Source organism: Mesobacillus persicus (assembly GCF_900109925.1).
Classification (GTDB): Bacteria; Bacillota; Bacilli; order Bacillales; family Cytobacillaceae; genus Mesobacillus_B; species Mesobacillus_B persicus.
The window spans coordinates 260,477-271,953 of the sequence record NZ_FOBW01000005.1; the positions used below are offsets into that span (position 1 = coordinate 260,477).

Annotated in this window: 12 protein-coding genes and 2 rRNA genes; 4 read left to right on the forward strand and 10 right to left on the reverse strand. The window is 40.0% G+C overall.

What is annotated here, in order from left to right; all coding sequences use genetic code 11:
* Positions 1 to 76 precede the first annotated feature (76 nt).
* Complete coding sequence (locus tag BMX30_RS09495) at positions 77 to 1,117, forward strand: putative glycoside hydrolase (RefSeq protein WP_244532549.1); 1,041 nt, start codon at positions 77 to 79, stop codon at positions 1,115 to 1,117.
* 519 nt (positions 1,118 to 1,636) lie between these two features.
* On the opposite strand, the gene BMX30_RS09505 is transcribed toward BMX30_RS09495, so the two are convergent.
* The 8 genes from BMX30_RS09505 to BMX30_RS09540 all read right to left on the reverse strand — a co-directional run bounded on the left by BMX30_RS09505 (position 1,637) and on the right by BMX30_RS09540 (position 8,664).
* Complete coding sequence (locus BMX30_RS09505; protein ID WP_090744210.1) at positions 1,637 to 2,197, reverse strand: Uma2 family endonuclease; 561 nt, start codon at positions 2,195 to 2,197, stop codon at positions 1,637 to 1,639.
* Positions 2,198 to 2,532: 335 nt separating this feature from the next.
* Complete coding sequence (locus tag BMX30_RS09510) at positions 2,533 to 3,000, reverse strand: SRPBCC family protein (RefSeq protein WP_090744212.1); 468 nt, start codon at positions 2,998 to 3,000, stop codon at positions 2,533 to 2,535.
* Between the two features lie 77 nt (positions 3,001 to 3,077).
* Entirely contained in the window at positions 3,078 to 3,515 is a 438-nt protein-coding gene (locus tag BMX30_RS09515; RefSeq protein WP_090744215.1) for a VOC family protein, read from the reverse strand.
* Positions 3,516 to 3,769: 254 nt separating this feature from the next.
* Positions 3,770 to 4,996 carry an MFS transporter gene (locus BMX30_RS09520; RefSeq protein ID WP_090744218.1) on the reverse strand — a complete coding sequence of 409 codons (1,227 nt, stop codon included), beginning with the start codon at positions 4,994 to 4,996 and terminating at the stop codon, positions 3,770 to 3,772.
* A gap of 371 nt (positions 4,997 to 5,367) precedes the next feature.
* Complete coding sequence (locus BMX30_RS09525) at positions 5,368 to 5,934, reverse strand: thioredoxin family protein (protein WP_090744221.1); 567 nt, start codon at positions 5,932 to 5,934, stop codon at positions 5,368 to 5,370.
* A 55-nt stretch (positions 5,935 to 5,989) separates the two neighbouring features.
* Positions 5,990 to 7,057: a C45 family autoproteolytic acyltransferase/hydrolase gene (locus BMX30_RS09530; protein WP_090744223.1), complete on the reverse strand. Its 1,068-nt coding sequence runs from the start codon at positions 7,055 to 7,057 to the stop codon at positions 5,990 to 5,992.
* Between the two features lie 96 nt (positions 7,058 to 7,153).
* Entirely contained in the window at positions 7,154 to 7,906 is a 753-nt protein-coding gene (locus BMX30_RS09535; RefSeq protein WP_090744226.1) for a CPBP family intramembrane glutamic endopeptidase, read from the reverse strand.
* The gene (locus BMX30_RS09540) at positions 7,903 to 8,664 is read right to left on the reverse strand and encodes a MerR family transcriptional regulator (protein WP_090744229.1); all 762 of its coding nucleotides are present in this window, start codon (positions 8,662 to 8,664) and stop codon (positions 7,903 to 7,905) included. The genes BMX30_RS09535 and BMX30_RS09540 overlap by 4 nt, the downstream gene beginning before the upstream one ends.
* Before the next feature lie 267 nt (positions 8,665 to 8,931).
* Between BMX30_RS09540 and BMX30_RS09545 the strand changes: the two genes are divergently transcribed.
* From BMX30_RS09545 to BMX30_RS09555, 3 genes are all read left to right on the forward strand, one after another.
* Positions 8,932 to 9,501: a uracil-DNA glycosylase gene (locus BMX30_RS09545; RefSeq protein WP_090744232.1), complete on the forward strand. Its 570-nt coding sequence runs from the start codon at positions 8,932 to 8,934 to the stop codon at positions 9,499 to 9,501.
* Positions 9,502 to 10,074: 573 nt separating this feature from the next.
* Positions 10,075 to 10,287 (forward strand): helix-turn-helix transcriptional regulator, encoded by a 213-nt coding sequence (locus BMX30_RS09550; RefSeq protein ID WP_090744281.1) that lies wholly within the window; start codon positions 10,075 to 10,077, stop codon positions 10,285 to 10,287.
* Positions 10,280 to 10,672 carry a DUF2178 domain-containing protein gene (locus tag BMX30_RS09555; protein WP_090744235.1) on the forward strand — a complete coding sequence of 131 codons (393 nt, stop codon included), beginning with the start codon at positions 10,280 to 10,282 and terminating at the stop codon, positions 10,670 to 10,672. Before BMX30_RS09550 ends, BMX30_RS09555 begins: the two co-directional genes overlap by 8 nt.
* 229 nt (positions 10,673 to 10,901) lie before the next feature.
* Here the strand turns inward: BMX30_RS09555 and rrf are convergent.
* Both rrf and BMX30_RS09565 read right to left on the reverse strand, forming a co-directional pair.
* A 5S ribosomal RNA gene (gene rrf, locus BMX30_RS09560) occupies positions 10,902 to 11,017 on the reverse strand.
* 107 nt (positions 11,018 to 11,124) lie between these two features.
* Positions 11,125 to 11,477: ribosomal RNA gene (locus tag BMX30_RS09565) — 23S ribosomal RNA — on the reverse strand; the annotation flags it as partial.

Here is an 11,477-nt window from a genome sequence, read left to right on the forward strand (position 1 = left end):
CGCAGACATAGGAATAGGAAAAGAGGCAGAAGCTATGTAAAAATAATTAATTTTCTTAATCTAAAGGAGAATGTTTATGATAAAGGTTCTAACCGTATTATCTTTAGTCACGATGCTAAACATAAACTTGCTATTTCCCTTTTCCCTAACTGAACCAATTAAAGGCATTTATCTAACAGCAAAGTCGGTTAGCACCGAATCAAAATTTAATGATTTAACCAATTTGGTTGCGAATACCGGACTAAATACGATGGTGATTGATATAAAAGATGATGAAGGAAGGATCACATATGATTCCGATTTGCCTCTTGTCAACGAAATCAAAAGTGATCAAAACGCCCCTATACAAGACTTGGCATCCGTCGTTCAAATTTTAAAGAAGCAAGACATCTATACGATTGCCCGAATTGTGGTATTTAAGGACCCTTATCTCGCTAAGAAAAAATCGGAGTGGGCGATAAAAAGCAAAAACAACACTTTATGGAAGGATAAAAGTGGGGTCATGTGGGTGGATCCACATCGCAAGGAGGTTTGGGACTATTCCATCTCGATTGCTCAAGAAGTCACCAAGTTAGGTTTTGATGAAGTTCAATGGGATTATGTACGCTTTCCAGACTATAAAAACATCGATAAAGAAGTGATTTTTGCATCTTCCCCGTTTAAAACAAAAGAGGCAGCAATTGGAGGTTTTTTAAAATACTCTTACTCGAAAGTGAAAACACCAACCGTGACAATATCTGCGGATGTGTTTGGGCTGACGACTTCCGTAAAAGACGATATGGGCATCGGGCAAAAGTGGGAAACGATGACTCAACATGTCGATGTCATCTCTCCGATGATGTATCCTTCGCACTATGCCAAGGGAACCTACGGGATTGCTAATCCAGAGGCCGATCCCTATCAACTGATAAAAAAAGGGCTAAAAGACGCGATTGAAAAGAATAAAAAAGTTCAATCACAAGGAAAAACCGTAGCTAAAATCAGACCTTGGTATCAAGACTTTGACATGAAAGTTCCCTATAGCCTTAAAGAAGTACAAGACCAAATTCATGCCGGAAATGAACTAGGAATAAACGAGTATCTATTATGGAATGCTCGGAACACTTATTCATTTTAGGGACAAGGGGAGACCCTTGTCCCTGTGGCTATTATTCATTTTGAAGAGGAAAAAGAATTTAAGGTTTACTAGAGGCGAAACATATCTTTGAGTCGAAAGAAGTTGTAAAACAATTTCGCATGCCTTCCCGTTCTGCTGTATGGATGTATCTTGGGTTGGAGACAGTTAAGAAATAAATGATCACATCTTCTCGATGGACCATATCTACGATAACAATCATCATGCAACTTACAGCATGCATCTACCTCATTCGTCGGGGCCCCCGGCCCACTGCGACCAGGCCCTCAATACCTATAGCCCATGTTTTTTCTTCTGCGTCTGCTGTCCATATTGCTCATTCTCCTCCCTTCGTCTTAGACAGGCTACTACAATATATGTTGCCAGTCTTTTTAACGGCAGGGCGTTAGGGACAATGAACATAATGGTTCTTATAGGTTCTTACTACACCGGGGGCAGACACTGACATTTCCAGATACCTTCAATCAATGCTTACTCGATTAAGTAAAGTGCCTCTCGTCTTTAAAAAATCTCTTGAAGATCCGCACTAAACCCCGATAAAAATTTCGATTTGACTCTTCCACTTTCCGTTTTCATATCATGTTGTTCATACATCCTTTTTTCGTCAAGAGAATAGACGGTTACAGAGTTTAACATTGGGTTCACAATCCAATACTCTTGGACACCATAATTCATATAAATGTTTAGCTTTGTAATTAAATCATGAGATTGATTGGTCGGGCTAAGAATTTCAATAATAAAATTAGGTACTCCGATATAGCGTGATTCTGTAAAGCCAGCTTTGTCACAGATGACCGTTAGATCAGGGATAACGATTTTCGTTCCTTCGATATTTTCTCTCTTTAGTTCAATATCAAACGGAGCATGAAAAACCTCACAAGACTTCCCTCTAAGAAAATTGCCCAGTTTGATATGAAGTTTGCTCGATATTCGCTGATGTCTCGTAGATGGTGAGGGTGACATATAGACAAAACCATCTATATACTCAAACAGTTGCTCAGAATTCTCACGGATTCTGAAATAATCTTTTACTGGCATTTGTTCATTTTTATATAGATCCATCTTGTCACTCTCCCCTTCCTTATCGTTAATCTCATTTTATCATCTTTCAATAATGGGGGACAGGTTCATGATCCCAGCAAGAATCTACTGGGACATGAGAAGCGTTTATTATAACTACTAATCAGGAGAGAACTCCTTCCCCTTATACTGGTGGTACTCCTCTCCTCCTAAAAATGACCTGAACGCACTCCACTTCTATAAACGGCATATATGTTCATTCAAATACTTACCTACTGGGACAAGGACCTGTCCAACTTATCTAGCCCGACACAGTACCCTTTTACGGTCAGACACACGTGCTGGACGACATATATGTAAGTTAACAAATAAAGCTACTACAAACTCTTTTGGTAATATTCACGTAGTTCAAGTGCATTATCTTCCCATACCGTTGTACGACCATGAATCAATTGACCAAGTACGTCTAAACATCTATGCCATCCTGCAGCTACATATATCGCCATTGCAGGGTCATCAAAGGTATGACGAAAGCTCAAACTGCACCCTTCTTCCGTTCCATGTAGGCTGACCTCTAATAAATCATCAACCTCTAGAAAACAAAAGGAATAGGGAGGATTGAACTCAGTAATAACTGCCTCATAGATTGACCCTTCCCCATCATCGAACTTGATCTTTCCACCAACACGAAGATCCATCTCTCCAGTGGCAAATGGATACCACTGAGTGAAGAAAACAGGCTCAGTTAGAAAACGAAATACCTTTTCAGGACTAAAGGGATAATTGCGTTCAAAAACCAATACTTGTCTTCCTTCTTTTTCATGCAGACTGCCATAATTACTCATGAAAGTTCCCTCCTTTTTTCGAATGTGTTACCGCTTCCTATTTTAAACATGGCTAGAGTACTTATCTCTCGCACCCATTATGAATTCTTCTTTTTTTCCTCCCAAAGCTGGATCCGTTCTTCATGACTTACCTCTTTATGGACTTGATGCAGCATCCAGATATAACCAAAGGTGTCCATGAATATCGCGTTCGATACTCCATAGTCTGGGAGTTCAGTCACCGCTTGAATCTCTGTGCACCCTAACCCCATTGCCTTTTCATAGGTCTCCTTAATGTCTGGAACAGTCACATTCACCCAACTCGTTTTAGGGTCGTCAGGACTAGGGGCAATCAAATGGAATTCTGGGTTTTCATCTAATAAATGAAAGCGAACGCCATATAAGGTAAACACCGCTTCATTTTCACCCCGAGGCAAGTTTGAAACCTCCACACGCTCGATCTCAAATATACCTTCATATAATTCCAAAGCTTTTAAGCTATCCTTCACAACCAAATCCAACTCAACACCAACCATAGTCAACACACTCCTTTTAAGTTCCTAGCTATTCTTACCACACCATTATAACAGGAAGCAAGGGGACGGTTCTTATGCTTCCTTCGGATGCTGCAATAGAAAATAGACCGAGTTTTCGCCTCGGTCTATAGTATGTATGGGGTTGTCTGTTCACAGACGGTGCTTGATCCCCGGCACAGCAACGCTTTACTGAGTCGAGGTTCAGACACCGACATTCCAAAGTGAACGCTTCCACCTTTTTAATTTAAATTCTATTAGCCTGGGCTGTTACTTTCCTCCTGACGCTTCTCTTTAACCATCAGTACGCCAATCAAACCAATGATAGAGAAAACGACTGGAGTGATGAAACCGTAGTAGTATCCCTGAAAATGATCCAATATCACCCCAAAGATGCTTGGAAGCAGCACGGCGCTTAGAAATCCACCTGTGTTCGCAAATCCAGTGGCGATGCCGGATTCATGGGCCGGAAACGATTGGCGCACAGCAGCGAACGTTAACGCATTCGCTCCATAAGCAAGACCAATCACAAAGAAAAGCACCGTTAGAAAAAAGACTGGTGGATTTGCATTCGTGAATAGAAAGGTAGACCAACATAAGACGATAAGAAGATGGACAAAGATATAAGGGCGTTTAATCATACCTAACTTGCTGGAAATCCAACCAGCCAAAGGCGCACCAATCAACGCCCCAACTAAACCAATCAAAACGAGCTCACTCGCGTCTGTACGAGTCATTCCGTACATACTCATCCCGTAAGGAACAGCCCACGAACCGATAAACCCTACATACGTGCCGACTAGCCCAAAGTGACAAAGAAATAACGCCCATGCTTGTCGATTCGAAACAATTTTCCGCAGCAAGACAAGCGTCTTTTCCCGCTTGACTTCCCCCTTTTCAAATAAGGGTTTGTTTGGTTTTTTCACAAGAATAAAATACAGAAGGACCGCACATAAGCATAATAAAATACCAGTGGAAAAGAAAGCTGGGCGCCAACCAAGGAAATCAATATAAGCAGCGAAGGGGACGGTCGCCAATAAAAAACCAAGACTTCCCGTCATCGCGGCAAACCCAATGAAACGCGAGAATTCCTTGGCAGTAAACCACTGGCTCAAAATTAATACCATGTTCACCCAGATCGTTGCATCCCCAATTCCCGTCAGAATCCTTGCAAAGAATAGGATATATTCATGGGTGCCGAGACTGTAGATGATGGTACCTATCCCAGTCAGAAAGGCGCCGATAATGAGAAAGAAATTAGGCCCATATCGATCCGCCAAGATTCCCATCGGAATTTGCAAACCTGTGTAAACAAAAAATTGGATACTGGCCAGTAATCCAATCGTCGAAGCAGTCACCTGAAAATCCCGCATCACTTCATTTGTAATCAATCCCGGAGCCGTTCGCTGACTCGACATAAATAAATACGTAAACAAGACACAACCAAAGACAACCCAACGATAGCGGGAATGTTGTTTTTCCAATCAATCTACTCCCATTCGTTTTTTCTATATGTATATGGGTTCCTCGCCGCCGTAGTACCTACAGTGAATTAGGCAATGTGAAAAGCCTTCTTTAAAAAGGCTTCTTCCTAAACTATTGGGCCGATATAGAAAAAAAAGCTGAGAAAATCGACAAGTAAATTACTTATTAGCAAACGAATACTACTTCAAAGCAAGGCATTCGTTTCAGTAGTATTTGCAAATAAATAGAAGGAATGGTCCGGTTAGAAAATTGGACCATTCCTTCTATAAAAATACCGATTTTCGTAAACTTAACTATTGATTTCTGCTCTAATCAAATTTATAAAGCATAAAAACAGAGAATTAAACTACCTTAACAAACCACTAATTGTTTAAGCGAATTGCTCTTTTATCGTCGCAATCATATCCCTCGCAATAGCCGCCCATAAGTCCTTGTCCTCTGTTAATTTTTTCTGGAAGTTTGGAATTGCCTTTTTAAACTCTGCTTCAAATTCCGGTGTACCTTTTGCTGGCAAAGAACCAAATAATTCATCGGCCAGCTTTTGCCCTTCTGGTGCCCTCGGTCCCCATTTGGCCACTTCTTCTCCGTCTTGATCGATGAAAACAATAATTGGAATCGAGCGCGATTTTCCATTGGTTAAGTACTGATCCATCAATTCAAGGTTTTCATCACGAATAAAGTACCTCGCATCAATAAGGGCCTCATTGGCAATTCTCATGAACAAAGGAATGTTGGCCATCGCATCCCCGCACCAGTCAGCGGTAAGAATTAACGCCCTCAGTCCCTTGTCTTGAAGACTATTTAGAAACACTTTTTGATCTTTCTCAAGTTCACTTGAATTATACACTTTCAGTAAACCCTCTTGGTTCACTTTCATGCTTGATATATATTCGTTTGTGGTCAATCCTTGGTTAAACCATTCATTTAATGTTTTCATATGTACACCTCTTTTAAAAGATTGTTTCCCTCATATTAATAGTTACGATGAACGTTTATTTTTGATACCAGTCGGCTGGTTCCATATTCACGAATGGAATATCGGTATCAACTAGCCCCTCAATTCTGTTAGGCGTGAGGTTTTCCCCATCCAACCACTTGGAAAAATTAAATTTTGTTGGTTCCTGATCTCCACCAAGCGCAATCCAAGCTTCCCTTGTTTGTGGAAAATACGCCGATGTATGAATCGTTCCTGCCCAGCTGCCGTAAAGTTTGGAGAATACCCCTTTTTCAGTGTCATTTAAAAGCTTAAAGGCCTCATCTCCGCTTAAACCGCTTTGTTCATGATTTTCCTCTATAATCTGCATTCTTTTTTTAGAATCGTCCAGCACATGACGATTTTCCTCTGTCATGATTTTAAAATGATTCGTACAAGCATAATCTTGCCGCACTTCCACTCGTCTTGGCGATGTCTCCACGATGTAGGGCACCTTAGCTTCAGCATCATATAGAACGTAGCTGAAAGAACCACGATGCGGAACCTCTTTTAGCAAATCAACCGCTTCCTCAACAGAAGCGCAACGTTCAAGGATAAGCCTGCCAATCATATGACAGATAAACCCATTTCCCGGCCGTTTTCGGTTCATAAACGTATAACCCATCACAAGACCTTTTTCATTCATGCCATCTGATCTTCCAGTGATTTTCTGAGTCAGACCAATCGTTGCATATCCCCCATCCGCCGGTTGAAAAAGGACGGCGCGACCATCGTATGTTTTTGGATGGTAATCATAATTACGAATCATGTACCCCTCACCTACATAAATCGAGCATCCCGACCGGGTCATATTTACCCTGTATCCGCCAAATTCTTGTAAAACCTTTTCCATCGGCCATTCCAGGGCTTCCTGTAATCCTAAAAATTCATCCCAAATCATCGGTGCCAGCCGTTGAAAAACTTGTTCGGTTTCGTCCACATCAATTCTAAAGAGCGCTTTTCGTACTTTCCATTGCCGTTCCCGGTTATGGACGAGGATTGAATCCCTCAACCTTTCTCCCTGGTTAAAACCAAAATCATAATGTGAACCCCGATATTGAATGACATCCGCAAATATTTTCTTCATGATGAGATCCTCCATTTGGTCATTATATCTAGGATACATGGTAAAAACAGAAAGATAAAGAAAGTGGCATTAACCTACCCAAAATTAAGATAACATCTAAATCGGACGAGTAGTCCCTCCATTTCTCCCGATTTGAGTCTGTGCATTCTTGTCGAACTTTTCAAACACATACCAGACTAAATGGAACAGCATATGACAAAGGATAGCTGCTGCAAGGCCCTCCTTCCAATAAAGCCAACCACAAAGTAGACCGACGAGTAGATTCATACTAGTAGAATAGATCAGCATCGGTCTAGTAACACGAACTTTCATCTGATAGACCGCCGGAAGATGGGCCAGTGCAAAAGCAATACTAGCTACAATATTTCCAATCCAAATAGATACCACAGAATTTGAGATAAAGAGATTACAAATCCACACAATAAAAGTCATCAAACCAAAACGAAAGATCATCTCCTCCACAATCCCTCCATAAAAGGTCCGCGTCCAAATCCCCAATTGTCGCCTACTTTTTTCAACCTGTTTATACGTTTCTCTTGCCACATTCTTTTTAAAATAAAAATAGTAAACAACCACATGTAGAAAAGCGCAAAGGAGACTAAGGATAAGGGATAGGACGCTCACCCCTTCAAAGGAGAATACCTGGAAACCTACCTTCTTATAGAAAAACAAACCTATTAATGCAAACGGAAAAGCTAGAATGATATGGTTTAATAAACGCAGGCCAAAGGATGGTGTTTCAATGTCTGGTATCAGATCGCAGTACAACTTCTTTTCATTAATAGCCATCATCAGAACACCAGGTAAAAGTAAGACGATTGTTAACAACAATTCACTAATGTTCATCATTGTTCTCCTCCCAATTCAATCCCAACATGAGTTAAATAGATTTTAATCGCTGCCCTTACCCACTCTTCCTCCTCCGATGTTAGTGGCATCAGTTGTAGTGGTTCTTCTGCTCCTAAGCCCAAGTCATCCGCTTTCTTAAAAAATGAATGCAAATCCTCACCAACAATCTCTTGGAGCATAGACATTAACTCTTTTATTAGCAGTTGAACTTCATCTTCATTAGGATCTCCTCCACATTTCTCCTTTAAAGTAGAGAGTATGGCTACAAATTCAGATTCGAAGTTTTGTTGTTTTTCAGGTGATATACTAAAAATTTCTTCTACCTTCTCTTTCGTGTAGATTCCTGTTAACCACTCTTTGTGCTCATCCTGAAATTGGATTCCTTGAATGATGGAAGCAAGAATACTAGCATCAATATTCTCTTGGGTTTCGGCAAGATGAATGGCATGGTTCAATGCTGTGATTACTTTTTCAGTTTGTCTAAGCTTTTCTTCCATAATCTTTTTCTGGAACTGTAGAGACTCCTCGAGATTCCACCTATTTTGGATAAGCAGCTCTTTCATTTGATCTAATGAATATCCAAGAAATTTTAACGTGACTATTTTTTGCATCGTAGCAAAATGGGAGTCATTATAAATCCTTCGACCGTTCTCTGTTCGATATGCTATTAAAATACCAAGCTCATCATAGTAGTGAAGTGTCCGAACCGTTACACCCGTCCGTTTTGCAAACTCACCAATGGAATAAGACTTTGTCATATCGTTACTCCTCTCATGATTCCTATCTTATCCTTATCATAAAACATTACGTTACGTTAGGTTCAAGATATAAATTTAAAATTTAGAAGTACAAAATAAAAACTAAATTATGTATATATCCACCTATATTTTTAATCAACAAAAGTATGGTCAACAACCCAAGACAAACGAAAACGGCTATGAAATGCTTCGTGGAAAGAGAAGCAAATGCAACTAAATATTGGGCATAATACCAATAGCTACACTGTGATTGAAGGAGGAGATCTTATGCCTGATTTTTGTGCCTCATTATGGCCAGAAGAGCCGACACCAGAACACCTGAAAAATTGTACTGAATGCGGTCTTTATAAACATGGTTCCCGAATGGTATGGGGTGAAGGCAAACCGGAAGCACCTATTCTAATTTTATTAGACAACCCTGGAGCTCGGGAGGACCGGGACAATAAACCGTTCGTCTGTGGGACGAGGCAAACATTGCAAGAAGCCGCCAACCAGGTTGGCCTGAAGGTCGAAGACTTATATGTAACCTATATATTAAAAAGAAAACCCATTCGAGCCTATGATAAAGAACAAACGAGGAAAATCTGCATGAATCACTTAAAACAACAGCTCCAATCAAAACAGCCAAAGTTCATTGTCTGCCTAGGAAACATCGCTGTTCAATCCTTCTTTCAAGATTCAGATGTGGATGTAAAATCGTTAAGAGGCAAAATACATACTGTCCATGGATACAAGACAACCGTCGCCTATCATCCTCTAGCTGTGAGGCGACGTCCCAACCTTTGGCCATATTTTTTAGAGGATTTGAAGTTAGTGGTAGAGAATGGGGTTCAGTGACTATGGTTTTTTTCTACTAGTTAATGGGTAAGCCGACCCTCCCCCTGTTCCCGCGGGGGGTGTTCAGGATACTATTAATTTTTTTATGAGAAGGTTCGAACTAGCTTCAAGCGCTCACTATATTCCACGTAGAAAGGAAATAAAGCCAAACCATTTTTACTAAAAAACAAATGAACAACCTTTAATCATAAATAGTTCCGTTTCGGTGGAGAAACATACGAAATAGCATACCTTTTAACAGACCAAATCGCATATGATTGGTCTCTTCTTCTTTCCATATATATCAACTATTATTTGATATTAACGCTTGAATTAGCATACAAAACGCACCCCAAATAGTATAATGTCAATAGCTGTTGTCAATGTGATTTTTCCTTTTTATGTTAAAATGAATATATAGTTTGTGAAAGAACGTACTTAAACTAACGGGCAGAATAGTACAAGAAAAAAAGAAATGAAATATAGACGTTTAAGGCAATGAGTGTGTAAAGTATGTTTGACACATCCATTGCCTTATTTTATTATATAGGTGTAAAAGGTTTTTTACACCTTCTAAATGTGGAGGCAAATGAAATGGAAAATAGAATTAAGGAGTACAGAGAAAAAAAGAGTCTTTCACAGGGTAAATTAGCGGAATTATGTAATGTAAGTAGGCAAACGATTAACGCTATCGAGAATGACAAATATGACCCAAGTTTGCAGTTAGCATTTGATATCGCAAGGACTTTAGGAGTCGCAATGGAAGAATTATTTATTTCTATGAATGGGGGAAAAAGTCATGAATAAAACCCAAAGTATTATCGCTATTTTAGTCTTTGCTGTTTTTCTAACAATTGGAGGCTCGACCTTATACAAATGGGTTAGCTTTGGAACTGTAGATTCAGCTGGTATATTCTTTAGTTTTTTAGCTTTAAGCTATTTTTTTAATTGGATGAATTGGGGTGATCATGAAGGTGGTGGCGAGAAGGATGAATTAGATAGACATATTAAAACCCAAAGTGCCAAAATAGGTTATTATATTCTTATGATTTTATCTGGTTTAATACTATTTATTTCTGAAGGAACAGGCAGTTTCAATGAAATTGACAATTATCCACTGGTTATTGTGGTAGGTCTTACTTTTGTTACAGTTCCGATTACAGAATTTATATATTCAAAGAAGTTTAAATAATACGATACTATCACAAAGAAAGCATCTTCAACTAACGGCAGTTTAGTTGAACAAAGCCATATAAAAAACAAACGCTTGGGCATTAAAATGCTCAAGCGTTTTTGGTTACAATTTATACTGTTGGTTATAGTGCTAAATATAGTACGTTTTAGTGTGTTATTTGACCTGTTAATTTAGTTTTTCTCCACAGTATCGGAACTGCTTACTTTAATCAGCTGTTCTTTCATTTGCCTGGCAACGTCCTACTCTCACAGGGGGAAACCCCCAACTACCATCGGCGCTGAGAAGCTTAACTTCCGTGTTCGGCATGGGAACGGGTGTGACCTTCTCGCTATCGCCACCAGACTATTTAATTAGGGATAATTATTTTGCTTGCGCAAAAAATTTTGTTCCCTCAAAACTAGATAATGTAATCAGAAGGTAAAGTCATTCATATCAATTCTTAACTTTATAAGGTTAAGTCCTCGATCGATTAGTATCAGTCAGCTCCACACGTCACCGCGCTTCCACCTCTGACCTATCAACCTGATCATCTTTCAGGGATCTTACTAGCTTGCGCTATGGGAAATCTCATCTTGAGGGGGGCTTCATGCTTAGATGCTTTCAGCACTTATCCCGTCCGCACATAGCTACCCAGCGATGCCTTTGGCAAGACAACTGGTACACCAGCGGTGCGTCCATCCCGGTCCTCTCGTACTAAGGACAGCTCCTCTCAAATTTCCTGCGCCCACGACGGATAGGGACCGAACTGTCTCACGACGTTCTGAACCCAGCTCGCGTACCGCTTTAATGGGCGAACAGCCCA